Consider the following 25,888-nt stretch of genomic DNA (forward strand, 5'->3'; position numbering starts at 1 on the left):
CCCGGCCCGCCCGTGAGCGGGCCGGTTCCGTTTTTCGTTCAAACCACAACACAAGGGGAATCACCATGAAAAGCCAATCTTTCCTGGCCGTCTGCCTGGGCGTGGCCGCGCTGTCGCTGGGCGCGGGCGCGCACGCCGATCAGGTCGCGGACATCAAGGCCCGCGGCGAATTGATCTGCGGCACGTTGGGCACGTCACAGCCGTTCAGTTTCCAGGACGCGGCGACGCGCCAGCTGGTGGGCTATGACGTTGATGTGTGCAAGCTGGTGGCCGACAAGCTGGGCGTGAAGATCAGCTACAAGCTGCTGTCGGTGGCGGCGCGCGTGCCGGAGCTGAACGAGGGCCGTGTCGATATCCTGGCGGCCAACCTGGGCTATTCGCCGGACCGCGCCCAGCAGATCGCCTTCAGCCACGCCTACTATGTCAGCCCGCAGAAGCTGCTGGTGCGCAAGGATTCGGGGCTGGACACGATTGAATCGCTGAACGGCCACCGCATCGGCGCGACCAAGGGGTCCAGTTCGGAGCGCGAGATCAAGCGCATTCTGGACAAGTCGCAGGTGATTGGCTACGGCGACAGTTCGGCCACGTACCTGGCGCTGCAACAGAAGAAGGTGGACGCGCAATTCGCCTCGGAATTGGTGCTGGTGCGGCTGGTGCTGCAAAGCCCGCCGACGGCGCCGGTCAGCGTGATTCCGAAGTCGGTGTTCAATGAGCCGTGGGGCCTGGGCGTGCGCAAGTCGGAGCCGGGCATGCTGAAGGTCGTGAACCAGGCGTTGGATGAGGCCGAAAGCTCGGGCGCGGCCGCGCGGCTGTTCGACAAGTGGTTCGGCCCGCAGACGCCGTACAAGCTCGAACGCAGCTTCAAGATCGGCCCCATCGCGGGCTGAGCGCCGGTGCCCGCGCAATGAGCTTACTTGACGCTTCGCAATACCAGCTGCTGGCCAGCGGCATGGCGGTGACGCTGCAACTGTTCCTGGTGTCCTGGGTGATGGCGTTCACCATCGCGGTGGCGCTGGTGGTGGTGCGCGCCACCAACCTGGCGCCGTGCCGCTGGCTGGTGGACGCCTATGTGGAATACCACCGCAACGTGCCGCTGCTGGTGCAGGTGCTGTTCTGGTACTTCGGCATGCCCGAGCTGCTGCCGGAGGGTTTCCGGCTGTGGCTGTACCAGCACAACGCCGAGATGTCGCTGGCGGCGATCGCGCTGGCGCTGGGGTCGGCCGCCTATATCGCGGAGGACATCCGCAGCGGGCTGCGCGCCATTCCCGGCACGCAGTTCGAGGCGGCGCGGGCGCTGGGCGCCAGCTACCTGCAATGCATGCGCTTCGTGATCGTGCCGCAGGCGCTGCGGATTTCGATTCCGCCGCTGGTGGGACGGGCCTTGCTGCTGTTCAAGAACACCAGCGTGGCCATGGCCATCGGCGTGATGGAGCTGACCTACCAGGCGCGCGAGATCGAGAACGAAACCTACCGGACCTTCGCCACCTTTGGCGCCGCGACCATCATGTACCTGCTGGGCTCCTTCCTGATCATGCTGATCGGCTCGCGCATCTATGCGCGCTACCGCCTGAACCAGGGAGGCCACAGTGCTTGATCTTCTGTCGCAATACTGGCCGACGCTGCTGGTCGGCCAATACCCCAATGGGCCGTTGGGCGGGCTGGCGCTGACGCTGATTCTGGCGCTGTGCGGGCTGCTGCTGTCGTTGCCGCTGGCGCTGGCCATCGCGCTGGCGCGGGTCAGTCCGTTTGGCTGGCTGCGCGTGGCCAGCAAGACGCTGGTCAACGTGGTGCGCGGCATGCCGCTGCTGATGCTGATCTTCTGGGCGTACTTCGTCATTCCGAAGCTGACGGGGCAGGTGATCAGCGGTTTCTGGACGCTGATCGCGGCGCTGGTGGTGTACGAAAGCGCCTATCTGTCGGAGGTGATCCGCTCGGGCATCGAGGCGGTGCCGCGCGGCCAGATCGAGGCGTCGCGCTCGCTGGGCGTGGGCTACTGGACCACGATGCGCCGGGTGGTGCTGCCGCAGGCGCTGTTCAACGTGCTGCCCAGCATGACCAGCCAGTTCGTCTCCACCATCAAGGAGACCTCGCTGGGCTATGTGATCAGCGTGAACGAACTGACGTTTGCCGCCAACCAGGTCAACAACCTGGTGCTGACCAAGCCGCTGCAGGTGTTCGGCATCCTGGCCATCATCTACTTCCTGGTGTGCTTCAGCCTGAGTCGCGGCCTGTCGTGGCTGGACCTGCGCATCCGCCGCCAGCGCGCCATGGCCTAGGGCCTGCGCTTATCGGAATTCATCATGATCAAGCTTGAGAAAGTCAATAAATGGTACGGCGCGCACCACGTCCTGAAGGACGTGGACCTGTCGGTGGCGCGCGGCGAGGTGCTGGTGGTGTGCGGGCCGTCGGGCTCGGGCAAGTCCACCATGATCCGCACCATCAACCGGCTGGAGCCGATCGAGAAGGGCCGCATCCTGATCGATGACGCCGACATCTACGCCAAGGGCGTCAACCTGAACGCGCTGCGCCAGAAGATCGGTTTCGTGTTCCAGCAGTTCAACCTGTTTCCGCACATGAGCGTGCTGGACAACGTGGTGTTCGCGCCGGTCAACATCCGCAAGCAGCCGCGCAAGCAGGCCACCGAGCTGGCGCGCCAGCTGCTGGCGCGAGTGGGGCTGGAGCACAAGATCGACGCCTATCCCGGTTCCTTGTCGGGCGGCCAGCAGCAGCGCGTGGCGATCGCCCGGGCGCTGGCGCTGCAACCGCCGGTGATACTGTTCGACGAGCCCACCAGCGCGCTCGACCCCGAGATGGTGGGCGAGGTGTTGCAGGTGATGAAGGGCCTGGCCAAGGACGGTATGACCATGGTCTGCGTGACGCACGAGATGGGCTTTGCCCGAGATGTGTGCGACCGGGTGGTGTTCATGGACGCGGGCGAGATCCTGGAGATGGATACGCCGGCGCGCTTCTTCAGCGCGCCGCAGCATCCGCGGGCGCAGCGGTTCCTGGCGGATATTCTGCATCCGCGGGGGTAGGGGGAGGGGGCGGCCGGCCCCCGCCTCGACGATAATGCGAGGGTTCTTCATGCATTTCACATCCACCGCCGCGATGTACACCCTCAAACAGCTGGAGGCGTTCTACTGGAGCTCGCAACTGGGCAGCTTCAGCGCGTCCTCGCGCAAGCTGCACACCACCCAGTCGGCGGTCGCCAAGCGGGTGGGGGAACTGGAAGCCTTTGCCGGCGCGCCGCTGTTTGAGCGCCGCGCCAAGAAGCTGGTGCTGACGGCGCAGGGCCGCAAGCTGTTCGAACTGGCGCGCGAAATGCTGGACCTGAACAGCCGCATCGTGCAGAACATGGCCGACCCGGCCAGTTTCGAGGGCGTGGTGCGGCTGGGCGTGACCGAGCTGGTCGGCATGACCTGGCTGGCGCGGCTGGTCAGCCAGATCAGCCTGCGCTATCCCAAGGTGCAGTTGATGCCGGAGATCGATGGCGGTATCACGCTGTATGAACGGCTGGAGCAGGACCAACTGGACCTGGCGATCATGCCGGGGCCGTTCTGGAGCTATCAGTACGACTGTGTCCACCTGGGCGCGGTGACCAACGTCTGGATGGCCAGCCCATCGCTGGATATCGACTTTGCGGCGCGGCTGGCGCCGCAGGACCTGGCGCCGTATCCGGTGATTTCGCAGCCGACCAATTCAGCGCTGTCGCACTTGTACGATGCCTGGTTCGCCGAGCAGGGCCTGTCAGTCAAACGGGTGCTGACCTGCAACAGCCTGGGCATGATGGCGCAGCTGACCATGCTGGGGCTGGGCATCAGCTACCTGCCGGGGGCGTATTTCGCGCCGCTGGTCGAGCGCGGGGCGCTGTGCCGGCTGGATGTGCAGCCGGATCTGCCGACGATCAATTACTACGCGGTGCACAAGAAGAGCATCGTCAATCCGGTGGTGTCGCGGGTGATTGATATTGCGCGGGAGGAATGCGCGTTTGAGGTGGCGGGGGATTTTCTGCCGCATGTGCTGCCGGCGGTGCGGTCCGCTTGAACGCCATTCGGGGGCGTAGACGGCTACCGCTGTTTATTCCAAAAGGACAATTTCTTTACTCGGGAGGCGCGACGATGCGCCACCTGGATCGTAATGCCTCCCGGGAGCCTGCTATTTATTGGCACACGCCTACGGCCTTGGCGCCGTAGGCTGCTTCGCTCTTGGTGTACCTGTCGCCCGCGCTCGACGACAACTGCTGCATCAGGCCTTTGCACGAAAAACCCATCATATCCACATAATTCTGTGCGGATCTGGCGGCCTGCTGGTTCCAATCCACCTTGAGGCTGTCCACCGCGATTGTGGCGTCCGCAACCTTGTATCCGTCACCCGCGTCCGACGACAGCTGCTGAATCAATCCACTGCGTGAAAATCCGGCAAAACTGAGGTATTGCTTGGCCGAGCGCACGGCATTCTTTTGAGGAATAGTCAGTTCTTGAGCCCAGGCGGAAGTCGTGCCAAGGGTTGCAAGAGTGATAAGGGAGATGCATGCGCGCGCTATCGTCTTTTTCATATCCAGTTTTATTGTGAGTTGATATTGAAATGCGATCTCGAATCTGCCATTCGGTTATTCCGGAAGAGAGCCGCTTGTTCAGCGTTTCGCGATGTTTTTTATCGGAAAGGTTGAATGGCCGAGTGGAGAATGAAACGTAAATATACACTGCCAATAAATTCCGCATGTAACGTCGCTATCTGAATCTGAATCTGAATCCGCTAGCGGGTAGGGATATTGCGCGCAGGGGATGCGCGTCAGGCGACGGCCCAGGCGGTGCTGGGCGGCACGGGCGACCTTGGCGTGGTGCATGGCTGGCCGGCGCCGGATGCCGACCTGGATCGCGGCGCGCTGGTAGCGCGGACCGCGCCGGGAAGGACGCCCGGCACGGAGGGCGCCCGCCCCGCAGATCAGCGCGCCGTCGTCAACGCGGCCATCGCCTGGCGCATGAAGGCCAGCGTGGCGTCGTCGGCCCAGGTGCCGGCGGTCAGTTCGGGCTCGGTCATCAGCGCGTGGCGGAATTTCGCGTGGGTGGCGGGGTCCTTGCCTGCATAGGTGCAAAACAGTTCCAGCCATTGCCGTGCCAATTCGCGGCCGGCGGCCGAGTCGGGCGTCCGGCCGGCGTCGATCGCATCCCGCACCCGGGCGATCAGGGCCGGCCATTCGCCGACGCGGTCGTGATAGTGCGCCCGCATGAAGCGCGCCTCGTCCGGCGTCAGGTGCTTTTCGTAGAGACGCAGCTTGCTTTCGGAGAAGGCGCGCACCACGTAGTCACGCATGGCGGGGGAAATTCCGATGTGTTCCTGCATGGCCGGTTCCTGTTCGTGCATCCGGTTCAGTTTCACCAGCAGGCGCGGATCGCCGTTGGTGTCGCGCAGCAGCAGCGTCATCCAGCGCAGGGCCAGGGCCTGCGAGCGTGCGTCCTCGGGCGGGGCGCCGCTGTCCATCTGCCGGCGCACGTCCTGGATCAGCGCGAGCCAGTCGGTATCGTCGTCGCGGCGACGGCCATACATGGGCAGGCGCGCCAGTTCTTCCTGGGAGAAATACTTGTCGTACATGTTCATCAGTTCCAGAGTGGTGAGCCAATCGGCCAGCTCCGGCTCCGCGCCCGTCGCCAACTGGCCATGCAACTGCGCGAGGCGTTCGCGCAGCCGGGCGGCCTGTTGGATCTGGCGGTCGAGCATCGCGATTTGCCTGGCGATGATCTCGTCCAGCGGCGTGCCGGGCTGGTCCAGGTAGGCGCCGATTTCCGCCAGCGGCAATCCGAAGCGACGCAATGCCTGGATCTGGTGCAGGCGGGCGATGTCGTCGCGGCCGTAGAGCCGGTAGCCGTTGTCGGCGCGCGCCGAAGGTGTCAGCAGGCCGATCGCGTGATAGTGGTGCAGCGTGCGGACGGTCAGTCCGCTGCGCTTGGCCAGTTCTCCTACTTTCAGTCGCACGGGGTTCCTCCGTTGATGGCGCAGACGGAACTGTTGGGCATGACGTTGCGTAAGGGTCAAGCGTTTGTGGGTCGAATGTGGCGCGACGTTGAAACATCCCGCGGCACGCGGCTTGCAGTGCGGGCCGCAAAGATAGGGGGGCGCCGTCCGATCATGGCGGTTGAGCGCGCGACAGCCGCCGTGTCAGTGCGAGCGGCGGCCGCAGGGCCGGGGGGCAGGGCGGGGGCCGGTGAGCGGCCAATGGCTGGCGGGGCGGGGGGCGGTCCGGGGAGATCGCCTCACGTAGACCGTGGGGACAGCGGGGAACTTGTGCCTTGTTCAGGAACAGGGCCGTGCCGCCTGTCATGCCGGCCATGCCGGCCTCAACCGCAGCGGATCGCCGTCATCACGTCCTTGTCGTCGACGATCAGGTTCAGGCGGGTGTCGTTGTATTCCATGGTGACCAATTGGCCCGGGCGCAGGATGCGGACCTTGGTGGCGCCGCTGCGGCTGCGCAGGTCTTCCGTGACGGACTCGGTGGCTTTCTGGCCGATCTGGGATTGCAGGGCGCTGGCGTCGCAGGTCTTGCGGGCGCTGCCGGACGGGGCGGAGGACGATCCATACGTCGCGCCGGAGGTGCTGTCGGACGCGGCGGGCGAGCTGGCGCTGCTGGAGGAGGCGGATGAAGAGGAACGCGGGGCCCCGGTATTGGCGCAGGCGCTCAGCGTGGCTACCAGCAGAACGGGAATCAGCTTGCGGATCATGGTCACTCCTGAAAAATGAAACGTTTCCGCGGCACGGCCATCGCGCGGGCTGGCGGGCGTCGCGGAAAATCCATCATAGACCAGCCGCCGGCCGCGCGCTCGGCCGGCGTGGCCGGGCTTTATGCCCGGGCGTAGCATTCGGCCGCCGGGTTCCCGCCGTCAGTGGAAATTGCGGCTGGGCATGCTCAGGCCGCCCAGTAATTCGGACAGATCCACCAGCCGCTGCGCGATCAGGTGGCGCACGCCGTCCACGCTCTGCCAGCTGCCATAGACGCCCAGCAGGGTGGCGCCGAGCAGTTCGCGGCGCTGGCGTTCGATCAGCTCGGGACGCACCACCACGTTGACGGGGCCGGTTTCGTCTTCCAGCGTGACGAAGATTACGCCCTTGGAGGTCTGCGGCCGCTGGCGCACCGTGACGACGCCGCAGGCGCGGGCCACGCGCTTGTCGGGGTAGCCGTTGAGCACGCTGGCCGGCTGGAAATTGCGCGCCGCCAGTTGCGGCCGCAGCAGTTCGACGGGATGGCGCCGCAGGGTCAGGCCGACACTGCGGTAGTCGGCCGCCACGGTCTGGTTCTCAGTCGGCACGGCCAGTCGCGGCGCCTCGGTTTCGTGGATGGCGGCGTCGCGCAGCAGGTCGCGGCTGTGCACGCTGGCGGCGGCTTCCCAACTGGCCTGGCGGCGGTGGCCGGCCAGGGTGCGCAGGGCGTCGCCGGCGGCCAGGGCGTTCAGGTCGTGGCGCGTCAGGGCGGCGCGGCGGGCCAGGTCGCCGGTGCTGGTGAAGGGCGCGTCGGCGCGGGCCGCCTCGATGCGGCGGGCGCTGTCTTCGTGCAGGCCCTGGATCAGGCTCAGGCCCAGGCGCACGGCGGGGCGGATTTCGTCCGACGGGGGGGCGTGAGGATGGGGCTGGCGCGGGGGGGCGTCGGCGGGCGCGGTTTCCAGCGCCGCGTCCCAGCCGCTGACGGTCACGTCCACCGGCAGCACCCGCACGCCGTGGCGGCGCGCGTCCTGCACCAGTTGCGCCGGGGCGTAAAAGCCCATGGGCTGGGAATTGAGCAGCGCCGCCAGGAAGGCCTCGGGCTCGTGGCGCTTGAGCCAGGAACTGGCGTAGGCCAGCAGCGCGAAGCTGGCGGCGTGGCTTTCGGGGAAGCCGTATTCGCCGAAGCCCTCGACCTGGCGGAACAGCGCCTCGGCGAATTCCAGGGTGTAGCCATGGGCCAGCAGGCCGCCCACCAGCTTGGCGCGGTATTTGTCGACGCCGCCCTTGCGCTTCCAGGCGGCCATGGAGCGCCGCAGCTGGTCGGCGTCGCCGGGCGTGAAACCGGCCGCCACCACCGCGATCTGCATCACCTGTTCCTGGAAGATGGGCACGCCCATGGTGCGGCTGAGCACGCCGCGCACCTTGTCGCTGGGGTAGTCGATGTCTTCCTTGCCCTGGCGGCGGCGCAGGTAGGGATGCACCATGCCGCCCTGGATCGGGCCGGGCCGCACGATCGCCACCTGCACCACCAGGTCGTAGTATTCGCGCGGCCGCAGGCGCGGCAGCATGGTCATCTGGGCGCGCGATTCGATCTGGAACACGCCGATGGTGTCGGCCTCGCAGATCATGTCGTAGGTGGGTTCGTCGCCTTCGGGGATGTCCTGCAGCCGCAGCGGCTGGCCGCGGCGCTGGCCGGCCAGTTCCAGGGTGCGGCGCAGCGCCGACAGCATGCCCAGGGCCAGCACGTCGACCTTGAGCAGCTTGAGCGCGTCCAGATCGTCCTTGTCCCACTGCACCACGCTGCGGTCGGCCATGGCGGCGTTCTCGATCGGCACCAGCCGCGACAGCTTGCCGCGTGAGATGACGAAGCCGCCGGGGTGCTGCGACAGGTGGCGCGGAAAGCCCATCAGGGTCTGGGCCAGCGCGGCCCATTGCCGCGCCACCTGCGATTCCGGGTCCAGGCCGCAGGCGCCCAGGGTGCGCAGCATTTCCTTCTTGCCGTCCCACCATTGGTGGGCGCGCGCCACCGCGTCGATCACGCCGGGGTCCACGCCCAGCGCGCGGCCGGTGTCGCGCAGCACGCTGCGCGGGCGGTAGGAGATCACCACGGCGGTCAGGGCGGCGCGCTGGCGGCCGTACTTGCGGTAGATGTACTGGATCACTTCCTCGCGCCGCTGGTGCTCGAAGTCGACGTCGATGTCGGGCGGCTCGTTGCGTTCCTTGCTGATGAAGCGCTCGAACAGGTTGTTGCCGCGGCGCGGGTCGACCTCGGTGATGCCCAGGCAGTAGCACACCGCCGAGTTGGCGGCGGACCCGCGCCCCTGGCACAGGATGCCGTTGTTGCGGGCGAACAGGACAATGTCGTAGACCGTGAGGAAGTAGGCCTCGTATTGCAGGTCGGCGATCAGCGCCAGTTCTTTTTCGATCTGCGCGCTGACGTGGGCCGGCGTGCCGGCCGGGAAGCGCCGCGCCGCGCCGGCCAGGGTTTCCTGGCGCAGGTAGGTGGCCGGCGTGTGGCCGCGCGGGATGATCTCGTCGGGGTATTCGTAGCGCAGCTCGTCCAGCGAGAAGGCGCAGCGCCGCGCCACTACCAGGGTCTGCGCCAGGGCCTCGGGCGGATACAGATTGGCCAGCCGCATGCGGGTGCGCAGATGTTGTTCGGCGTTGCCGGACAGCGCGTAGCCGCATTGCGACACGCATTGGTGGGTGCGGATGCCGGTCAGGGTGTCGTGCAGCGGCTTGCGCGAGCGCACGTGCATCTGCACATGACCCAGCGCCACCACCGGCAACTCGGCGGCGCGCGCGGCGTGGTCGACGGCGGCGCGGTGCAGGTCGTCGCGCGAGCGGTACAGCAACGTCAGGCCGACCCAGGCGCGGCGCGGGAAGGTGGCGGCCAGCCAGCGCGCCTGCTGCGCCATGCGGTCGGGGTCGTCGCCGTAGACGGGCGACAGGATCGCCAGGCACTCGGGCAGGTGGCGCAGGTGTTCGTGGCCCGGCGGCGGGGCGGTGAAGTCCTCGGGCGCGAGCCGGTATTCGCCCTTGGGGGCGCGGGTGCGGGCCAGGGTGATGAGCTCGGACAGGTTGCCGTAGCCCTCGCGGGTCTGCGCCAGCAGGGTCAGGTCGAGCGGGGCGGCGTCGGGGCCGGCGCGCAGCCGGAAGGTGGCGCCAATGATCAGCGGCAGCTTCTGGGTCTTGGCCTCGACGTGGGCGCGCACCACGCCGGCCAGGCTGCATTCGTCGGTGATGGCCAGCGCGGCGTAGCCCAGTTCGGCGGCGCGGGCGACCAGTTCCTCGGGGTGCGAGGCGCCCTGCAGGAACGAGAAGTTCGATTGGCATTGCAGTTCGGCGTAGCCGGGCAGTCCGGCCGGCGGGCCGGGGGCGTCGTCATGGGGATCGTCGGGCGCTTGCATGGCGGGGTCAGGCGTATAGCCCGTGCAGGTACCAGCGCGCGTGCTCGTCGTCGCGTTCGCGGTAGATCCAGTAGCGCGCGCTGGCGGCGTCCTCGGCGACGAAGTAGTCGCGCACGGTCAGGGCCGGGTCCCACCAGCCGCTTTCGATGCGTTCGGGGCCGCGCATCAGCCGCAGCGCCTGGCCGGCGTATTGCGGCCGGTGGCCGGCCAGCTTGAGCGGCAGCGGCGGATCGAGCAGCCAGAAAGGACGGTCCAGGGGCTCGGGCAATGGCTCGGGCCGCGGCGGCGGGTCAAGGGCGTCGCCCCAGGTGTTGGCGGCCTCGGGCCGATGGTCGGGGATGGGACAGGCGTGGCGCACCTGTTCGCGGCCCAGCCGCGCGGTCAGCAGGTCCAGCAGCCGGGCGTGGTCGGCGGCGGTGCCGCCGGGCTCGGGGAACAGGGTGGTGCTGGCGGCGGGCTGTTCGGTGGTGTCGGGCGCCAGCAGCGTGACCGCGATCACCGGCGCTTCCAGGGTGAGGCGGCCGAGTTTTTCGCGCAGCAGGTTGAGGATCTGCGGCGCCTGCCAGACGGGCTGGGCCAGCGCCAGTTCCAGGTCGGTGGGCGGGCGCGCATGGCGGCCGCGTTCGTGGTCCAGGCGCAGCAGCACGCGCCGTACCGCCAGTTGCCGCACCGTCAGCCAGCCGCCCAATTGCTCGGCCAGGCGCCGCGCCACGGCCAGCACCGCGTCGGTGTGTTCGAGGTATTCCATCAGCTCGATGCGGCGTTCGAAGCGCGGCGGCGGCTCGATCCAGTGGAACAGCTCGGGCGCCTGGCCATAGGCGGCGTCCAGCGCCTGCAGCAGGTCGGGCGCGCTGCGTCGTTGCAGGCCGCCGCGCGGCAGGGCGCGCAGGTCGGCCAGCGTATGGCAGCCGATGTCGTTGAGCCAGTCCAGGCGAGCTTGGGCCTGGGGCAGCAGGGCCACGGGCAGGGCGTCGAGCCGGCGCGCCAGCGTGCGCGCGGTGAGCACCCGGCGCGGCGCGCGGCGGCCGCCGCGATGCGCCAGCAGCCAGGCGCCGGCGGCGGTGGGCGCCATGCCCAGCGACACCCGCAGATCCAGCGCGGCCAGGGTGGCGGCCACGCGCTGGTGCAGCGCGCGCGGCCCGCGAAAGAACAGCAGGCTGGCGCCGACGTTCAGCAGCACGGTGTTTTCGTCCGCCAGTGCGACCTCGGGGGTGTATTGCAACAGCGCCAGCGCCGCGCCTTGCAGGGTGTCGGCCTCGGCCACCGGGTCGCGCGTCAGCAGTTCGACCTGGGGGGCGATGGCGGCCGCGCCGCCGCGGCGCATGCCGGGGCGCACGCCGGCCTGGCGCGCGGCGGGCGTGAGGGCGGCGACGCGTTCCTGGTCCAGGACCGCGTAGGCCTGGGCCTCATGCGGCCAGTGCGGGCGCAGGGCGTCCAGCGGCAGGCAGCGCAGGCAGGCGGCGATCCAGAGGCGCATGAGGGCGGGTGGGCGCCGCGACGCCGGGCTCCAGGCCCACGTACAGCGGGGCCTCGCAGACCGGTCCGCGGCGCTTGAGGATGTGGACGGACAGCCCGCCCGGCGCGGGCGCGAGCGCCAGGCGCAAGGGGGCGGGGGTGGCATGCTGGGCCGCGCTGGCCGGGCGCAGGGCAACGAACAGCAGGTCGCTGGCCTGCGCCGCCAGGTGCAGCCGGCGCAGCGCTTCGGGACGCACGTGCGGCAGCCAGCAGAGCAGCGCGCCGCAACTGCCATTTTTTAGGATCTGCTCGGCGGCCCACAGGGCGTCCAGCGGTTTTTCGGGGGCGACCCAGAGCAATTGGCGCGGGTCGAGCCGCCAGCTCATCCAACTGGCGATGTGCGGCGCGTGCGGCGGCTGCACCAGGGCGATGGCGCGGCGCGTTTCCAGTTGCGCCAGGGCCGGGCGCAACAGGCGGATTTCGCCGATGCCGGGTTGCGGCGCCAGCAGTTCGATCAGCGATCCCAGCGGCCAGCCGCCGTCCGGCAGCTCGGCCGACAGGGCGGCGTGGCCGGTGGGCAGGCTGCGGGCGGCGCCGCGCGCCAACTGAGTGGCGCGCCACAACGCGGGATGGATCTGTTCTGGCGACGGCATGGCGGGCGGGCGACCCGGTTTCTCTGGGTGAAGACGCGGTGGACGGCGCGGCAGCCGGGGGTAAGCCCCGGGCTGAAGCTGCTTTTGCTGTATGAATATACAGTATTTTACCCGACCCGGAAGGCTAGGGATGTATCCGCCGGTTGCACCGTATTGGTGCGCGCCGCGCGACCCGCTTCGAGGCGCGCCGACCCGCAGCCATGCCCGCCGTGCCCTTGGATGGGGCGACTCATTAACCCGTGCACGGCTTGGCACGCTTCCTGCTTGTGTCCTCATGTCACCGTCTCCTCTCGCAACAACGTCCAACAAAAGGAGTGCTGAACATGGCCCATCAACCCGAACGCATCGTCGAACTGTCGCGCCGCGTCGAGCGGATTTCGAACGAGAAGATCGAGAGCATCGTCGACATCAACCAGCAGGCCAAGTACCTGTCGCTGAATGCGCGTATCGAGGCCGCGCGCTCGGGCGAGGCGGGGCGCGGATTCGCGGTGGTGGCCAATCAGGTACAGTACGTGTCCGAGCAGATCACCGGCATTGCCGACGCGCTCAAGGAAGAGTTGGCTGGCTCCATCGCCGACCTGATCCGCATCGGCGAGCACACCCTGCACGAGATCCGTGGCTACGAGGGCCGCCGCCTGAGCGACCTGGCGCTGAACATGATCGAGACCATGGACCGCAACCTGTACGAGCGGTCCTGCGACGTGCGCTGGTGGGCCACGGATTCCGCGGTGGTGCGGGCCTTGCAGGAACCCGGCGCCGACAGCGCGCGCCACGCCAGCGGCCGGCTGGGCGTGATCCTGGACAGCTACACGGTCTACCTGGACTTGTGGGTGGCCGACGCGCAGGGGCGGGTGGTGGCCAATGGTCGTCCGGACCGCTATCCGCAGGCGCGCGGCGCCAACGTCAGCCAGAGCGAATGGTTCCGGCGCGGGATGGCCACGGCTGACGGCGGCGAATACGTGGCCATGGACATCGACCGCGCGCGGCTGCTGGACGGCGCCCACGTCGCCACCTACGCCACCGCGATCCGACGTGATGCCGACAAGCAGGGCGAGCCGCTGGGCGTGCTGGGGGTGTTCTTCGACTGGACCCAGCAGGCCGACAGCATCGTCAAGTCGGTGGGCCTGTCGGAAGAGGAATGGGGACGCACCCGCTGCCTGCTGGTCGACAGCCGCCAGCGCGTCATCGCCGCCTCGGATGGTGCGGCATCGCTGCAAGAGCGCTACGTGCTGCGCCACGACGAGCAGCCCCGCGGCTACTACGAAAACGCCGACCGCGGCCTGGTGGGGTTCGCGTTGACGCCGGGTTATGAAACCTATGCCGGCCTGGGCTGGTACGGCGTCATCGCGCAGCGCCCGCGCAACGCTTTCGAATAGCGCTGGCGCGGGTTCAGGACCGCGCCGGCTGGCCGGCGGCCACCGGCGCGTCCTGGCCGACGCCGGCGGCGCGGTCGGCCTCGAAACCGTAGAACCGCATGTCTTCGTAGCGGATCCAGCGCGACTTCTTCACCAGCCGGTGGCCGATCCAGAACGCCAGGAACAGCGGGATCGCCAGGTAGGTCGAGACCACCCCGATCCAGTCGATGCGCTCGTCCAGGAAGGCCTGGTAGTTCTGGCCCAGCGTGACCAACAGGCACAGCACGAAGGCCAGCAGCGGGCCGAAAGGGAACAGGCCGGCCTTGTAGGGCAGGTCGGCGGTGTCGTAGCCGTGCTTCACGTAGCCCTGGCGGAAGCGGTAGTGGCTGACCGCGATGCTCAGCCACACGATGAACTCGGTCATGCCGGCGAAATTCAGCAGCCAGATGTAGACCGCCTTGGGGCTGTAGACCACGCTGAACATGCACAGGCAGGCCAGCGCGGTGGTGGCCAGCAGCGCGTACAGCGGCACGCCGTTGCCCGTCACGCGCTGGAACAGCTTCGGCGCCTGGCCCTCGGCCGCCATATTGAACAGCATCCGGGTGGCGGCGTACATGCCCGAGTTGCCAGCGGACAGCACCGAGGTCAGGATCACCGCGTTCATGATGGTGGCCGCCGACAGCAGCCCGGCGTGCTGGAACACCAGCGTGAACGGGCTGACAGCGATGTCCTCGACCTCGTTGCGCAGCAGCTGCGGGTCGGTATAGGGAATCAGCAGGCCGATGATCAGGATCGCCAGCACGTAGAACAGCAGGATGCGCCAGAACACGTGGTTGATGGCGCGCGGCACGTTGCGGCGCGGGTTCTCGGATTCGCCCGCGGCCACGCCAACCAGCTCGGTGCCCTGGAACGAATAGGCCACCACCATGGCCACCCCGACCCAGGTGGCGGCGTTGCCCACGAACGGCGCCTCGCCCACGCTCCAGTTGCGCAGGCCGACCGGCGCGTCGCTGTGGATGATGCCGACCAGCATGGCCAGGCCCAGTACGATGAAGCACAGCACCGCCACCACCTTGATGATGGCGAACCAGTATTCGGCTTCGCCGAAACTGCGCGCCGAGAAGGCGTTCAGGCCGAAGGTCAGCGCCAGAAAGGTCACGCTCCAGATCCACCCCGGGGTATCGGGGAACCAGTACGCCATCACCAACTGTGCGGCCACCACGTCCACCGCCACCACCGTGGCCCAGCTGAGCCAGAAGTTCCAGCCCAGCGCGAAGCCGAAGCCGCCATCCACATAGCGCGAGGCATAGGTGCAGAAGGAGCCCGACACGGGCATGAAGGTGGCCAGTTCGCCCAGGCTGGTCATGATGAAATAGACCATCAGGCCGATCAGCAGGTAGACCGTGAGCGCGCCGCCCGGGCCAGCCTGGGCGATGGCCGCGCCCGAGGCGATGAACAGGCCGGTGCCGATGGCGCCGCCCAGGGCGATCATGGTCAGGTGGCGCGCCTTGAGCACGCGGTGCAACTGGTTCTTGCCGGCCGGCGGGGTTCCCGAGTCTGTCGTCGGTGTTTTCATGGAATGCACTGGTTGATGCAAAACGCTGCGCCGGCCACGATCGCCCGTCAGCGCCTGGTGGGCACCGGGGGCAGTAGCCGGCCCGGTGGGCGCCTTGCCTAGGATTGCGTGTGACCGGCATTTTACAATGGGGCCACCCAGTGCCTGTCCGGAGCCGTAGCATGGCCACTTCTTCCTCTCCATCCCCCCGCGAAATCGCGTTCCTGCCCAACCCCGGCACCGACGTGCGCCAACTGTTCATCCTGTTGCACGGGGTCGGCGGCACGCCGGACAACCTGGTGCCGCTGGCCGAGGCCGTGCGCGCCGCCTTTCCCAGCGCGGCGGTGCTGATTCCCGAGGGCTTCGAACCCTTCGACGGCGGCGCCGCCGGCCGCCAGTGGTTCTCGGTGCGCGGCGTGTCCGACGACAACCGGCCCGAGCGCGTGGCCCAGGCCCTGCCGCCGCTGGAAGCCTACGTGAAAGCGGCCCAGGCCCGCTTTGGCCTGTTGCAGTCCGACACCGCGCTGGCCGGCTTCTCGCAAGGCGCCATCATGGCGCTGGAACTGGTGCAGGCGCACGACGGCATGGCCGGCCGCGTGATCGCGTTTTCGGGCCGTTATGCGCAACTGCCCAAGGCCGCGCCGCAGTACACCACGCTGCACTTGCTGCATGGCGCCAACGATCCGGTCATGCCGGTGGCCCTGATCCAGGCGGCGCAGGCGCGGCTGGACGAGCTGCATGGCGATTCCACCATCGACGTGGCCACGCACGTCGGCCACGAACTGCATCCGGCTCTGATCCAGCGCGCCATCGTGCGCCTGCAGACCTGCGTGCCGCTGCGCAGTTGGGAAGCGGCGCTGGGCCTGAACCAGTCGCCGCCCGACGGCACCACGGTGCATTGACGGCGCGCCGGTGAGCCTCGCCAAATCCGCCGCCGCGCGTCAGCCACGGCTCGGGCGCAATGGCCGGTGGAGAGAAAGGAGAGGGAGCGTGGCCCGAGCGGACGGGCCAAGGGGATGCCGCCAGGGCCGGGCCCGGCGGGCGCCATGATCGGCGCGGAGCGTGCGCTGGGGCTTGCCGGTTACTGCTCCCAGCCGCCGCCCAGCGCCAGGAACACGGCGATCTGGTCGTTGCTGAGTTCGGCCTGGCCGGCGGCCAGCGCGCTTTCATTGCTGGCCAGGGTGCGTTCGGCGTCCAGCACCGTCAGGTAGTCGGTCTTGCCATACTGGAACAACTGACGCGCCTGCGCGGCGGCCTGCGCCGCCTGGTCGCGCGCGGCGCGCAGCGCGGCCTGGCGGTCGAGTTGGCGCGCATACACCACCAGCGCGCTCTCGGTTTCGCGCAGCGCGTTCAGCACCGAGGCGTCAAAGCGCGCCACGGCGGCCTTGGTGTTGGCCTCGGCCTCGGCGATGCGCGCCTGCACCGCGCCGGTATTCGGCAGCGTCCAGGAGATCAGCGGACCCACGCTCCAGCTGAAGGTGCCGCGGTCGCCGAACATGGCGGCCGGGCCGCCCGAGGCGCCCGACAGGCCCAGCGTGATCTTGGGGTAGAGGTCGGCCGTGGCCACGCCGATGCGCGCGGTGGCGGCGGCCAGCGCGCGCTCGGCCTGGCGGATGTCGGGACGGCGGCGCAGCAGCGCGGCGCCGTCACCCACCGGAATGGTTTCGCGCAACTGCGGCGCGGCGGCGCATTGCAGCAACGCGGTCGGAATCTCGGCCGGCGTCTGGCCGGTGAGCGCCGCCAGCCGGTACAGCGCGGTGCGCTGCTGCGCCTGGAACGGCGGCAGGCTGGCGCGCAATTGCTCCAGTTGGCTGCGCGCGCGGGTGACGTCCAGCGCGGTGCCACGGCCGGCGCGTTGCAGACGGCTGACGGCGTCCAGCGATTCCTGCTGCACCTTGACCGAGTGTTCGGCCGAGGCCAGTTGCATGCCGGCCGAACACAGGTTGGCGTAGGCGCGCGCGGTTTCGGCCGCGACCGTGACGCGGGTGGCGTCGTAGGCGGCCTGCGCCGCCTGCGCATCGGCGCCGGCCGCTTCCACCGCGCGCCGGATCTGGCCGACCAGGTCCACCTGGTACGACATGCTGGCGCCGGCCGAGTATGACCAGCGGTTGGGCGGGTCGATGCCCGGCGCCAGTTCCTGGATGCCGGACACATGGCCGAAGCTGGGCGAGGCGTTCACGCCCAGGCTGGGGTGTTGTTGGGCCTGGGTTTCGCGCACGGCGGCCTGGGCGCGTTCGAGGTTGGCGCTGGCCACGCGCAGGTCGGTGTTGGCGGCCAGGGCCTTTTCCACCAGGCCGTCGAGCACCCGGTCGTTGTACAGGCGCCACCAGCGTCCGGGCACCGGGTCGCGCTGGAACACGCCCTCCCGCGCCTCGGCGAACGGTGCCTGCGCGTCGGGCCGGGTGGCGGCCGCGTCGGCGGGCACCTGGTAGTCAGGGCCCACGGCGGCGCATCCGGCCAGCGCGGCGGACAGCATCAGCGGCAGGAGGAATCGGGTGTTCATGGCGGTTACGGCTTGGCGTTGTCTGAAAGGTTGCGGGGTTGCGCGAGCGCGGCGCTCACGAGGGCTGGCGCGCGCCGGTTTGCGCGGACGGGGCGGCGTTGACCACGACGGTGGCGGTCTGGCCGGCGACCAGGCGCACGCCCGCGGGCACGTCGTCGATCTTCACGCGCACCGGGATGCGTTGCGCCAGGCGCACCCAGTTGAAGGTCGGGTTCACGTTCGGCAGCAGGTTGGCGCCGGTGCTGCGGTCGCGGTCGGCGATGCCCAGCGCGATGCTTTCGACGTGGCCGCGTATCTGGCGGTTGTCGCCCATCAGCGTGACGGTGACGGGGTCGCCCGTGTGGATGCCGGGCAGCTTGGTTTCTTCGAAATAGCCTTCGACGTAGAACGAGCTGGCGTCGACCAGCGCCATCACGCCATGGCCGGCGCTGGCGTACGAGCCGGCGCGCAGGTCCAGGTTGGTGACGCGGCCGTCGGTTGCGGCCAGCACGCGGCTGCGTTCCAGGTTCAGGCGCGCGGTGTCCAGCTGCACCTTGGCCTGGGCCAGCGCGGCTTCGGTCTGTTGCAGCTTGGCCTGGCTCTGTTCCCGCGTTTCGGCGGCCACCAACTGGCCCAGCGCACGGTTGCGCCTGGCGTCGCGCAGCGCCTGGTCGCGCGCCACCTGTTGCGAGCGCACCGAGGCTTCGGCCTGGTCATAGGCCAGCTGGAAGCGCGCGCGGTCGATCTCGAACAGCACGTCGCCGGCCTTGACGTCCTGGTTGTCGTGCACCGGCACGGCGGTCACCAGGCCGGACACGTCCGGGGCCACCTGCACCACGTAGGCCTTGACGCGGCCATCGCGGGTCCAGGGTTCGACTTCATAGTGCACCCACAGTTGCCAGCCGGCGTAGACGGCGGCCGCGACCACGGCGGCGGTCAGCGCGAACTTGCCGAGGGCGGCGGGGCGCAGGGCGTTGGGGAGTTTCATACCTATCTCTGCACAAAATAAGGGGAAATGAGGGAGACGCCATACAGCAGCACGATGAACAGCGCCAGATCGAACAGCGCCGGGTGCCACACCAGGCGATACAGCCCGGCGCGCGCCAGCACGCGGCGCACCGCCCAGGCCACGCCCAGGGTGATCACGCCCAGCACCAGCAGCCAGGGGAAGTAGATGCCATAGAGGTTGAATTCGCCGATCATGATGTTTCCAGCGTGGGATGGGCGGGTTGATAGTCGGCCGCCTCCGGGAAGAAGGCGCGGCGCAGGCCCACCAGGGCCACCATCGCGCGGTCGCGGGCGGCGATGGTGCCGGGCGTGGCGCTGACGCTGGCCAGGGCCCGGTCGATCTGCGCCAGCATCTCGGCGGTCTTGCCGCCACCGCGCCGGGTCGAGCGTTCGCGGAAGAAGCGGGCCAGGCTGTCGAGCACCGGCGCGATGCTGGCGTCCGCCATGGGCAGGTGGCGGCGGGCGCGTTGCAGTTCGGCGATGTCGCGGCCTACGCGCAGGTCTTTGAGCGCGTCGGCCGCGATCAGGTCGTCGGCGCGCTTGGCCAGTGCCAGGCGCGGTTGCAGCAGACCGATGCGGTCGAGCATGCGGGCGGCGTAGGTGTGGCGGGCCGGCGCGCGTGGCGAGCTGGCCAGCGCGGCCAGTTCGTTCCAGTTGGCGGCCTGGATGCGGCGCGCGCTCCAGTCGGCGCTGACGGTGCGGAAGATGGCGGCGATGATCGCGGCGGTGGCCACGCCCAGGCACTGGGCCAGTTGCGCGTCGATGAACGACACCAGGTCGGCCGTGTGGGTGTCCTGCAACGCCATGGTGCCCAGGAAGCCGAACAGCATCGCCATGGCCTTGCCGGTGGAGGCCGGCCGCGCGATGAAGATGCCCAGCACGAAAGCGGTGGGCAGCATCGCCAGCGCCAGCATTTCGAACGAGTGGATGGCGGGCATGATGCCCAGCAGGTACAGTGCCGACAACGGGATCGAATACACCGTGTAGGTCAGGAATTGCATGATGCCCGGCACCGGATTGTCCTGCGAGGCGAAGAAGCTGCTGAAGATGGCGGCCATCAAGGCAGCGGTGGCGCCGTTGCTCCAGGCCGTGCCGATCCAGAACAGGCAGACGACCGAAATGGCCACGCCGGCGGCGGCGGCCGACAGCAAGGCCATGCCGCGGTCGCGGTGCAGCGTGCGGTTGGTGGCGCTGGCGCCGCCGGCGGCGCGCGGCGCGCGCAGCGGGGCGCCGGCCAGTCCGGCGCGGATCTCACGGCGCAGCGCCAGGCATTCGTCATAGGTGTCGATCAGTTCGCGCAGCCGCGTCATCAGGCTGGCCAGCAGCGCATCGCGCCAGCCCGAGCGGCTGTCGATGGCGGGCGTCAGGCGCGAGACGGCGGCGCGCAATTGCACCGCGGTTTCGTGGCTTGCCTGAGCGCCGGCGTTGATCCATTCGGAGATGTCGGCCAGCACCTGCGAGACGGGCTCGGGCAGGGCCTGGCCGTCGGCCTGCAGGGCGCGCATGCGGTCTTCGACGGCCGAGACGGCCGGGGTGAGCGCGGCGATCTGGTCCTGCATGGCGCGCACCGCGCCGGCGGTCCAGCGCAGGTTGCCGGTGTCGAACGGCACGTGGGTCGACAGCAGGCGCAGTTGGGTGATGTCGTTGGCCAGTACGCGGCGGTCGCGGTCTTTCTGTTCGGCGGTCTGGCCGCTCAGGGTGTCGTGGATCCAGAGCTTGGCGTCGCGCACCGCCTTGTCCAGCTGCAGCGTCAGGGCCGGCGCCAGGCCGCGCGGCAGCACGATGCTGTGAATCAGCGTGGCGCAGACGATGCCCAGGCTGATTTCCTCGACCCGCGCCAGCGCCGTGTCGAACACCAGCGACGGGTCGGTGACGCTGGGAAAGCCGATCATGGCGGCGGTGTAGCCGGCCAGCATGAACAGGTACGAGCGCGGGGTACGGTCCAGCACCGACAGGTACAGGCAGAAGCCGACCCAGGCCACCATGGCGGCGGTCATGACCACCGGCGAATTGGACAGGCGCGGCACCATGTAGACGGTCATGGCCGAGCCGCAGAAGGTGCCGACCAGGCGGTACAGCGCCTTGGAGCGCACCGCGCCGGACCAGGGCTGGGCCACGATGTAAGCCGTGGTCATGGCCCAGAACGGGCGCGGCAGGCCGATGCTGTACGAAAGATAGAGCGCCATGATGGCGCTCAGGTAACTCTTGAGGGAGAAGATCGTCTCGCGGACGTTGGGCAGTTTCATGGCCGCGGGTCCTCCTGGGCGCCGGCGGCACTGCGCCCCAGGGCGGTCTTGAGCGTCTCGAACACGCGCAGGCAGGCCTGCAGGTCGGCTTCGCTGATGCCGCCGAACAGGCGCCGGCGCAGTTCCACCAGCACGTCCTCGACCTGCTTGCGCAGCGCATGGCCGGCCTCGGTCAGGTGCAGGGTCTTGGCGCGGCGGTCGTGCGGGTCTTCGCGCCGTTCCATCAGGCCGGCGGCGACCAGTTGGTCGAGCACGCGCACCAGGGACGGACCTTCGACTCCCAGGGCCTCGGCCAGCGCGCCCTGGCGCACGCCGTCGCCGAGCCGGCCGGCCAGGATCACGGGCCAGGCGGTGGCTTGCGACAGGCCGTAGTCGGCCAGGGCCTTGTCGGCGGCGCCGCGATAGGCGCGCGACAGCACCATCAGGTTGGCGGTGGTGGCCATGAGCTGGGAGTCGGTGGGGGTCTTCATGGAAATCGATTGTATCCTATCTATTAGCTTACTATTAATTGAAAATAGTGAAGATCTCCATTGATTCTTTCAATCGGAAAAATCAGGGGCGGGTGTTCCGTGGATGGAAAGCCGGGCGGGCCAAGCCAGGCCGCGGCGCCCGGCGATCCTGGTGTGGCGGGGCGGGACGCCCGGGGGCGGAGATGTCGCGGCAGCGCGGGCGGGCGGTTTTGCCGCCGCGCGCGGGGGCATCAGGCGTTGCAGTCGGCCCAGCAGTTGGGCGTTTCGTACAGGCGCACACGGGTCAGGCGCAGGTCGGCGCCGTAGTGGCCATGATAGTGCGGCGCCAGGATCTCGAAGATGATGGCGGCCAGGTTTTCGGCGGTGGGGATGCGGTCCAGCACCACGGTCTTGTGGTCGGGCATCGAATCCAGGAAGCCGCGCACGGCGGTGTCGCCCTCGAAGACCAGGAAGGCGTGGTCCCAGACGTCGACGATGTGCGTCTTGGCGATGCGCTTGATGTCGGCGAAGTCCATCAGCATGCCGTTGTCGGATTCGCCAGGAGCCTGGACGACGTCGCCGGTCAGGGTGATTTCGAGCACGTAGCGGTGGCCGTGCAGGTTGCGGCACTGGCTGCGATGGTCGGGGATGCGGTGGCCGGCGTCGAATTCAAGCCTGCGGGTCACGGAAATCATGGAATGCCTATGTATTTATGGGTCTGCAGGCTCAGGCGCCATTGCGGGTGCTGCATGCAGTACTGGACGGCTTGTTCGGTGTTGGCCTGGCGGGCGGGGCCGTCCATGGGTTGCAGGAAGAAGTGCTCGAAGTCCAGGTGTTCGAAACGCGGGGGCAGGGCGTTGGGCTGGGGGTAGACCAGCTTGAGTTCGTTGCCGCGTTCGATGACGACGGGGGCGGTGCCTTTGGGGCTGACGCAGATCCAGTCGATGCCGGGCGGCGGCTGGACGGTGCCGTTGGTTTCGATGGCGACGGTGAAGCCGCGGGCGTGGACGGCGGCCAGCAGGGGGGCGTCCAGTTGCAGCAGGGGTTCGCCGCCGGTGAAGACGATGTAGCGGTTGGCGGTGTCGGGGCCCCAGGCGGCTTCGATGGCGTCGGCGAGCAGGTCGGGGGTGGCGAATTTACCGCCGCCTTCGCCGTCGGTGCCGATGAAGTCGGTGTCGCAGAAGGTGCAGGCGGCGCTGGCGCGGTCGCTTTCGCGGCCGGTCCAGAGATTACAGCCCGCGAACCGGCAGAAGACCGCCGCGCGGCCTGCGTGGGCGCCTTCGCCTTGCAGGGTTTTGAAGATTTCTTTGGCGGTGTAGGTCATGGGGGGATGGCGCTCGGGGCGAGCGCCCAGGAGGGGGGCAAAAGCGCATTATTTTAGTCGTTCTTGGGGGCGCGGGTCTGGGATGTCCTTGATGTCGTGGGCTTTTTCGCTTTTTGGGGAATCCGCAGGCCGAGGGCAGGGCGCTTCGCAGGTCGCCCTGGGCGTGGGGCTTATATACTCTCGCGCTATGTTTCATGTTCAAGATTCTCTCTATATCGACGAGCGCGAGATTGAGTTCTCGATGATCCGGGCGCAGGGCGCGGGCGGGCAGAACGTCAATAAGGTGTCGAGCGCGGTGCATCTGCGGTTCGATGTGCGGGCATCGTCGTTGCCGCCCGAGATCAAGGAGGCGTTGTGCGCGATGAGCGACCATCGCATTTCCAAGGAGGGGGTGATCGTCATCAAGTCGCAGTCGTTCCGCAGCCAGGACAAAAACCGGGCCGAGGCGATCGAGCGGTTGGTGAATATGGTGCGGGCGGCGGCGAAGGTGGACAAGCCGCGCCGGGCGACCAAGCCGACGCGGGCGTCGCAGCGGCGGCGGGTGCAGCGCAAGGTGCTGCATGGCGAAGTCAAGCGGCTGCGGGGAAGGGTGCAGGGCGAGTGAGGGTTCGCCAGGGCGCCGGGAAAGCCCCTCGGCCGGCAGGGGTATGACGTTATATCGGGATATCTCGATATAAGATTCGATAAATTGCGATATTTCAATATGACGACCACTGCTTCCACCGCCGCCGAGGCCTCCACGCAGATCGATGTCGACGCCATTCTCAAGGCGTTGGCCAATCCCGTGCGCCGCGAGATCCTGGGGTGGTTGAAGGAGCCGCAGGCGCACTTCCAGGAACGTCCGGGCCATACCTTTGAACACGGGGTATGCGCGGGCCATATCGACGGGCGTTGCGGGCTGTCGCAGTCCACCGTGTCTTCGCATCTTGCGGTGCTGCAGCGCGCGGGGCTGATTTCGGCCACCAAGGTGGGGCAGTGGGTGTTCTTTCGTCGCAATGAAACCGTGATTGCCGCGTTCCTGCGGCAATTGAACCAAGACATGTAGCCTGCCGCCGCTACCCAAGCCCGCCCGCCGGGCAAGAGGATTGTTATGAGCCTGCTGTTCGAACCCTTGCAAGTAGGGGAGTTGACCCTGCCCAACCGTATCATCATGGCCCCGTTGACGCGCCAACGCGCCGCCGAAGGCCGTGTGCCGAGCGACCTGATGGTCGAGTATTACGTGCAGCGCGCAACCGCCGGGCTGATCCTGACCGAGGCTACCTCGGTGACGCCGCAGGGCGTGGGTTATGCGAATACGCCGGGGCTGTGGTCGCAGGAACAGGTCAAGGGCTGGCGCAAGGTGACGTCGGCGGTGCATGAGGCCGGCGGCCGTATCTTCGCGCAGTTGTGGCATGTGGGCCGGATTTCCGATCCGATCTTCCTGAATGGCGAGCTGCCGGTGGCGCCGAGCGCGATCGCGGCGGGCGGCCATGTCAGCCATGTGCGGCCCAAGCGCGCCTACGTGGTGCCGCGCGCGCTCGAGACCGATGAGATCCCGGGCATCGTCGAGGCCTATCGCCGTGGCGCGCAGTTGGCGCAGGAGGCCGGCTTCGACGGCGTCGAAGTGCACGGCGCCAACGGTTATCTGCTGGACCAGTTCCTGCAGGACAGCACCAACCATCGCACCGATGGCTACGGCGGTTCGCTCGAAGCGCGGGCGCGCCTGATGCTGGAGGTGGTGGACGCCTGCGTCGGGATCTGGGGCGGCGGCCGCGTCGGCCTGCACCTGTCGCCGCGCGGCGACGCGCACACGATGGGCGATTCGGATCCGACCACGACCTTCAACTATGTGGCGCGGGCGGCGCGCCGGCGTGGGCTGGCTTTCATCTGCGCGCGTGAGCACGAGGGCGCCGACAGCCTGGGGCCGCAGCTCAAGGAATCGTTTGGCGGCGTGTATATCGCCAACGAAGGTTTCACGCGCGAATCGGCCGAGGCGGCGATTGCCGCGGGCCGCGCCGACGCGGTGGCTTTCGGCGTGCCGTACATCGCCAATCCGGACCTGGTGCGGCGTTTCGCCCTGAACGCGCCGTTGAATACGCCGGATACGTCCACCTTCTACGCCTCGGGCGCGGCCGGCTACACCGACTATCCGGCGCTGGCGACGGTCTGAGGCGCGGCGCCGTTGCCCGCCGCGACGGGGCGGCAACGGTGTTGGCGTATCAGTGCAGCGCGGCGCGCATCGGGTAGGTGAACAAGCCGTAGTGCGCCGCATTCAGCCCCAGGTGCGCCAGCACCGCCGCCGCCAGGCCGCCATGGCGGTAGGCCAGGCCGTAGGCCGCGCCGGCGATGCCGGCCAGCAGCATCCATTGCCAGCCGCCGGCGTAATGCGCCAGCCCGAACAGCAGCGCCGCGACCAGCAGGGCGGCGGTGGCGCCCCAGGCGCGGTCGCGCCAGCAGCGCGCCAGCCGTTCCTGCACGTAGCCGCGGAACAGGGCTTCCTCGGCCAGGGTCACCAGCAAAGCGTTGTTGAGCAGCCAGAGCCAGCCCGATGCCGGCCATTTGGGCGCCCAACCCACCACGCCCAGCGCCAGCGCCAATCCCAGGCAGAGCACGATGGCGCCCGTGCAGGCGGCCAGCGCCGCCATGAGCGTGGCGCGCGGGCCCGCGCCGGCCATGGCGGGCGTGGCGGCCAGCACCACCCAGAAGGCCACCAGCGGCTTGTCCAGGTTCAGGTACATGCCGAAGGGCACGGCATCGGGCGTCAGCGCCGCGCGCGCGATGACCTGCGGGTTATGGAATCCGGGCAGCCAATGCAGGAACAGCAGCGCCGCCAGGACCAGGAACAGCGCGTGGCCAGCGGCCGGCGCCCGCGATGGGCGCGCCAGCAGCGCGGCCAGTGCCAGCAGCGCGGGCCAGGCCAGCGCCAAGGGTTCGATGCCGCCCTGCGTCCAGGACCAGCCATAGGCCAGCGCCAGGGGCAGCAGCGCCCAGCGGCGCGTGGCTGGCGGCCACAGCATGGCGGCGGCCAGGAACATCAGGGATCCCGGGGATGCGAGGGGCATGGTTCTTCCTGCGAAAGGGCGGGCGGCGCGTCGCCGGCAGGGCGTTCACGGGGGCGCGCGGCGTCCGGACCCGCAAGTGTAAGCGCCGGGGGGCCGCGCGCGCTGCCTGTGCCCATGGCGGCGTTTGCGCGCGCCGTTGGTCACCGGCCGCTTTTCATTTCCGCGCTTTCGGGCGACCATGCCGCAGCGGCGCTTCCCGCCTGGTGGCGGGAAAGGC

25 protein-coding genes are annotated in these 25,888 nt (G+C 68.7%); 10 read left to right on the forward strand and 15 right to left on the reverse strand.

From position 1 onward, the window contains the following. Positions 1 to 65: 65 nt before the first annotated feature. The 5 genes from K2W61_RS21420 to K2W61_RS21440 all read left to right on the forward strand — a co-directional run bounded on the left by K2W61_RS21420 (position 66) and on the right by K2W61_RS21440 (position 4,044). The gene (locus K2W61_RS21420; protein ID WP_236756514.1) at positions 66 to 887 is read left to right on the forward strand and encodes an ABC transporter substrate-binding protein; all 822 of its coding nucleotides are present in this window, start codon (positions 66 to 68) and stop codon (positions 885 to 887) included. A gap of 17 nt (positions 888 to 904) precedes the next feature. Further along, complete coding sequence (locus tag K2W61_RS21425; RefSeq protein ID WP_236756515.1) at positions 905 to 1,594, forward strand: amino acid ABC transporter permease; 690 nt, start codon at positions 905 to 907, stop codon at positions 1,592 to 1,594. Continuing rightward, on the forward strand, positions 1,587 to 2,276 hold the full coding sequence (locus K2W61_RS21430; RefSeq protein ID WP_175135338.1) for an amino acid ABC transporter permease: 690 nt from the start codon (positions 1,587 to 1,589) through the stop codon (positions 2,274 to 2,276). The genes K2W61_RS21425 and K2W61_RS21430 overlap by 8 nt, the downstream gene beginning before the upstream one ends. A gap of 24 nt (positions 2,277 to 2,300) precedes the next feature. Beyond that, positions 2,301 to 3,035: an amino acid ABC transporter ATP-binding protein gene (locus K2W61_RS21435; RefSeq protein WP_236756516.1), complete on the forward strand. Its 735-nt coding sequence runs from the start codon at positions 2,301 to 2,303 to the stop codon at positions 3,033 to 3,035. Positions 3,036 to 3,108: 73 nt separating this feature from the next. Then, a complete protein-coding gene (locus K2W61_RS21440; RefSeq protein WP_236757055.1) occupies positions 3,109 to 4,044 on the forward strand; it encodes a LysR family transcriptional regulator in 936 nt (311 codons plus the stop codon). Between the two features lie 115 nt (positions 4,045 to 4,159). On the opposite strand, the gene K2W61_RS21445 is transcribed toward K2W61_RS21440, so the two are convergent. The 6 genes from K2W61_RS21445 to imuA form a co-directional block, all read right to left on the reverse strand. Further along, positions 4,160 to 4,555, reverse strand: a complete 396-nt coding sequence (locus K2W61_RS21445) for an Ltp family lipoprotein (RefSeq protein WP_175135336.1) — start codon at positions 4,553 to 4,555, stop codon at positions 4,160 to 4,162. Positions 4,556 to 4,944: 389 nt separating this feature from the next. After that, a complete protein-coding gene (locus K2W61_RS21450) occupies positions 4,945 to 5,973 on the reverse strand; it encodes a MerR family transcriptional regulator (protein ID WP_236756517.1) in 1,029 nt (342 codons plus the stop codon). Positions 5,974 to 6,335: 362 nt separating this feature from the next. Continuing rightward, on the reverse strand, positions 6,336 to 6,716 hold the full coding sequence (locus tag K2W61_RS21455; RefSeq protein WP_175135334.1) for an I78 family peptidase inhibitor: 381 nt from the start codon (positions 6,714 to 6,716) through the stop codon (positions 6,336 to 6,338). Positions 6,717 to 6,875: 159 nt separating this feature from the next. Then, on the reverse strand, positions 6,876 to 10,103 hold the full coding sequence (locus tag K2W61_RS21460) for an error-prone DNA polymerase (RefSeq protein ID WP_236756518.1): 3,228 nt from the start codon (positions 10,101 to 10,103) through the stop codon (positions 6,876 to 6,878). A gap of 7 nt (positions 10,104 to 10,110) precedes the next feature. Further along, complete coding sequence (locus K2W61_RS21465) at positions 10,111 to 11,580, reverse strand: Y-family DNA polymerase (protein ID WP_236756519.1); 1,470 nt, start codon at positions 11,578 to 11,580, stop codon at positions 10,111 to 10,113. Next, entirely contained in the window at positions 11,510 to 12,211 is a 702-nt protein-coding gene (gene imuA, locus K2W61_RS21470) for a translesion DNA synthesis-associated protein ImuA (RefSeq protein WP_175135285.1), read from the reverse strand. The genes K2W61_RS21465 and imuA overlap by 71 nt, the downstream gene beginning before the upstream one ends. Before the next feature lie 314 nt (positions 12,212 to 12,525). Between imuA and K2W61_RS21475 the strand changes: the two genes are divergently transcribed. Continuing rightward, positions 12,526 to 13,587 (forward strand): methyl-accepting chemotaxis protein, encoded by a 1,062-nt coding sequence (locus K2W61_RS21475; protein WP_336885400.1) that lies wholly within the window; start codon positions 12,526 to 12,528, stop codon positions 13,585 to 13,587. 13 nt (positions 13,588 to 13,600) lie between these two features. Here the strand turns inward: K2W61_RS21475 and K2W61_RS21480 are convergent, their stop codons facing one another. Then, positions 13,601 to 15,142 carry an amino acid permease gene (locus K2W61_RS21480; RefSeq protein WP_236756520.1) on the reverse strand — a complete coding sequence of 514 codons (1,542 nt, stop codon included), beginning with the start codon at positions 15,140 to 15,142 and terminating at the stop codon, positions 13,601 to 13,603. 161 nt (positions 15,143 to 15,303) lie between these two features. Here K2W61_RS21480 and ypfH point away from each other — a divergent pair, with 161 nt between their 5' ends. Continuing rightward, the gene (ypfH, locus tag K2W61_RS21485) at positions 15,304 to 16,023 is read left to right on the forward strand and encodes an esterase (protein ID WP_175135283.1); all 720 of its coding nucleotides are present in this window, start codon (positions 15,304 to 15,306) and stop codon (positions 16,021 to 16,023) included. 179 nt (positions 16,024 to 16,202) lie between these two features. Here ypfH and K2W61_RS21490 read toward each other — a convergent pair whose 3' ends face one another. From K2W61_RS21490 to queE, 7 genes are all read right to left on the reverse strand, one after another. After that, a complete protein-coding gene (locus K2W61_RS21490; RefSeq protein WP_236756521.1) occupies positions 16,203 to 17,624 on the reverse strand; it encodes an efflux transporter outer membrane subunit in 1,422 nt (473 codons plus the stop codon). A 55-nt stretch (positions 17,625 to 17,679) separates the two neighbouring features. After that, on the reverse strand, positions 17,680 to 18,591 hold the full coding sequence (locus tag K2W61_RS21495) for an efflux RND transporter periplasmic adaptor subunit (RefSeq protein WP_175135281.1): 912 nt from the start codon (positions 18,589 to 18,591) through the stop codon (positions 17,680 to 17,682). Between the two features lie 2 nt (positions 18,592 to 18,593). Continuing rightward, positions 18,594 to 18,806, reverse strand: a complete 213-nt coding sequence (locus K2W61_RS21500) for a DUF1656 domain-containing protein (RefSeq protein WP_175135280.1) — start codon at positions 18,804 to 18,806, stop codon at positions 18,594 to 18,596. Further along, positions 18,803 to 20,857, reverse strand: coding sequence for an FUSC family protein (locus K2W61_RS21505; RefSeq protein WP_175135279.1), 2,055 nt, complete (start codon positions 20,855 to 20,857; stop codon positions 18,803 to 18,805). The genes K2W61_RS21500 and K2W61_RS21505 overlap by 4 nt, the downstream gene beginning before the upstream one ends. Continuing rightward, entirely contained in the window at positions 20,854 to 21,327 is a 474-nt protein-coding gene (locus K2W61_RS21510; protein ID WP_175135278.1) for a MarR family winged helix-turn-helix transcriptional regulator, read from the reverse strand. The genes K2W61_RS21505 and K2W61_RS21510 overlap by 4 nt, the downstream gene beginning before the upstream one ends. A gap of 230 nt (positions 21,328 to 21,557) precedes the next feature. After that, the gene (gene queD / locus K2W61_RS21515; RefSeq protein ID WP_175135277.1) at positions 21,558 to 22,001 is read right to left on the reverse strand and encodes a 6-carboxytetrahydropterin synthase QueD; all 444 of its coding nucleotides are present in this window, start codon (positions 21,999 to 22,001) and stop codon (positions 21,558 to 21,560) included. Next, positions 21,998 to 22,630 carry a 7-carboxy-7-deazaguanine synthase gene (queE, locus tag K2W61_RS21520; protein WP_175135276.1) on the reverse strand — a complete coding sequence of 211 codons (633 nt, stop codon included), beginning with the start codon at positions 22,628 to 22,630 and terminating at the stop codon, positions 21,998 to 22,000. The genes queD and queE overlap by 4 nt, the downstream gene beginning before the upstream one ends. A 187-nt stretch (positions 22,631 to 22,817) precedes the next feature. Between queE and arfB the strand changes: the two genes are divergently transcribed. The 3 genes from arfB (at position 22,818) to K2W61_RS21535 (ending at position 24,779) form a co-directional block, all read left to right on the forward strand. Next, positions 22,818 to 23,234, forward strand: coding sequence for an alternative ribosome rescue aminoacyl-tRNA hydrolase ArfB (gene arfB, locus K2W61_RS21525; protein WP_175135275.1), 417 nt, complete (start codon positions 22,818 to 22,820; stop codon positions 23,232 to 23,234). Between the two features lie 99 nt (positions 23,235 to 23,333). After that, entirely contained in the window at positions 23,334 to 23,675 is a 342-nt protein-coding gene (locus K2W61_RS21530; RefSeq protein ID WP_175135274.1) for an ArsR/SmtB family transcription factor, read from the forward strand. Positions 23,676 to 23,720: 45 nt separating this feature from the next. Continuing rightward, complete coding sequence (locus K2W61_RS21535; RefSeq protein ID WP_175139807.1) at positions 23,721 to 24,779, forward strand: alkene reductase; 1,059 nt, start codon at positions 23,721 to 23,723, stop codon at positions 24,777 to 24,779. Positions 24,780 to 24,828: 49 nt separating this feature from the next. On the opposite strand, the gene K2W61_RS21540 is transcribed toward K2W61_RS21535, so the two are convergent. Next, positions 24,829 to 25,671, reverse strand: a complete 843-nt coding sequence (locus K2W61_RS21540; RefSeq protein WP_175135272.1) for a CPBP family intramembrane glutamic endopeptidase — start codon at positions 25,669 to 25,671, stop codon at positions 24,829 to 24,831. Between the last annotated feature and the right edge of the window lie 217 nt (positions 25,672 to 25,888).

This window comes from Achromobacter pulmonis, from assembly GCF_021733725.1.
GTDB classification, from domain to species: Bacteria; Pseudomonadota; Gammaproteobacteria; order Burkholderiales; family Burkholderiaceae_B; genus Achromobacter; species Achromobacter pulmonis.

What these genes read in the sequence shown, in the direction of transcription:
- K2W61_RS21420 (WP_236756514.1), top strand. Translation starts at nt 66, where the DNA reads ATGAAAAGCCAATCTTTCCTGGCCGTCTGCCTGGGCGTGGCCGCGCTG.
- K2W61_RS21480 (WP_236756520.1), bottom strand. Translation starts at nt 15,142, where the DNA reads ATGAAAACACCGACGACAGACTCGGGAACCCCGCCGGCCGGCAAGAAC.
- K2W61_RS21490 (WP_236756521.1), bottom strand. Translation starts at nt 17,624, where the DNA reads ATGAACACCCGATTCCTCCTGCCGCTGATGCTGTCCGCCGCGCTGGCC.
- queD (WP_175135277.1), bottom strand. Translation starts at nt 22,001, where the DNA reads ATGATTTCCGTGACCCGCAGGCTTGAATTCGACGCCGGCCACCGCATC.
- K2W61_RS21495 (WP_175135281.1), bottom strand. Translation starts at nt 18,591, where the DNA reads ATGAAACTCCCCAACGCCCTGCGCCCCGCCGCCCTCGGCAAGTTCGCG.
- arfB (WP_175135275.1), top strand. Translation starts at nt 22,818, where the DNA reads ATGTTTCATGTTCAAGATTCTCTCTATATCGACGAGCGCGAGATTGAG.
- ypfH (WP_175135283.1), top strand. Translation starts at nt 15,304, where the DNA reads ATGGCCACTTCTTCCTCTCCATCCCCCCGCGAAATCGCGTTCCTGCCC.
- K2W61_RS21445 (WP_175135336.1), bottom strand. Translation starts at nt 4,555, where the DNA reads ATGAAAAAGACGATAGCGCGCGCATGCATCTCCCTTATCACTCTTGCA.
- queE (WP_175135276.1), bottom strand. Translation starts at nt 22,630, where the DNA reads ATGACCTACACCGCCAAAGAAATCTTCAAAACCCTGCAAGGCGAAGGC.
- K2W61_RS21505 (WP_175135279.1), bottom strand. Translation starts at nt 20,857, where the DNA reads ATGAAACTGCCCAACGTCCGCGAGACGATCTTCTCCCTCAAGAGTTAC.
- K2W61_RS21425 (WP_236756515.1), top strand. Translation starts at nt 905, where the DNA reads ATGAGCTTACTTGACGCTTCGCAATACCAGCTGCTGGCCAGCGGCATG.
- K2W61_RS21455 (WP_175135334.1), bottom strand. Translation starts at nt 6,716, where the DNA reads ATGATCCGCAAGCTGATTCCCGTTCTGCTGGTAGCCACGCTGAGCGCC.
- K2W61_RS21540 (WP_175135272.1), bottom strand. Translation starts at nt 25,671, where the DNA reads ATGCCCCTCGCATCCCCGGGATCCCTGATGTTCCTGGCCGCCGCCATG.
- imuA (WP_175135285.1), bottom strand. Translation starts at nt 12,211, where the DNA reads ATGCCGTCGCCAGAACAGATCCATCCCGCGTTGTGGCGCGCCACTCAG.
- K2W61_RS21460 (WP_236756518.1), bottom strand. Translation starts at nt 10,103, where the DNA reads ATGCAAGCGCCCGACGATCCCCATGACGACGCCCCCGGCCCGCCGGCC.
- K2W61_RS21440 (WP_236757055.1), top strand. Translation starts at nt 3,109, where the DNA reads ATGTACACCCTCAAACAGCTGGAGGCGTTCTACTGGAGCTCGCAACTG.
- K2W61_RS21535 (WP_175139807.1), top strand. Translation starts at nt 23,721, where the DNA reads ATGAGCCTGCTGTTCGAACCCTTGCAAGTAGGGGAGTTGACCCTGCCC.
- K2W61_RS21435 (WP_236756516.1), top strand. Translation starts at nt 2,301, where the DNA reads ATGATCAAGCTTGAGAAAGTCAATAAATGGTACGGCGCGCACCACGTC.
- K2W61_RS21500 (WP_175135280.1), bottom strand. Translation starts at nt 18,806, where the DNA reads ATGATCGGCGAATTCAACCTCTATGGCATCTACTTCCCCTGGCTGCTG.
- K2W61_RS21530 (WP_175135274.1), top strand. Translation starts at nt 23,334, where the DNA reads ATGACGACCACTGCTTCCACCGCCGCCGAGGCCTCCACGCAGATCGAT.
- K2W61_RS21510 (WP_175135278.1), bottom strand. Translation starts at nt 21,327, where the DNA reads ATGAAGACCCCCACCGACTCCCAGCTCATGGCCACCACCGCCAACCTG.
- K2W61_RS21465 (WP_236756519.1), bottom strand. Translation starts at nt 11,580, where the DNA reads ATGCGCCTCTGGATCGCCGCCTGCCTGCGCTGCCTGCCGCTGGACGCC.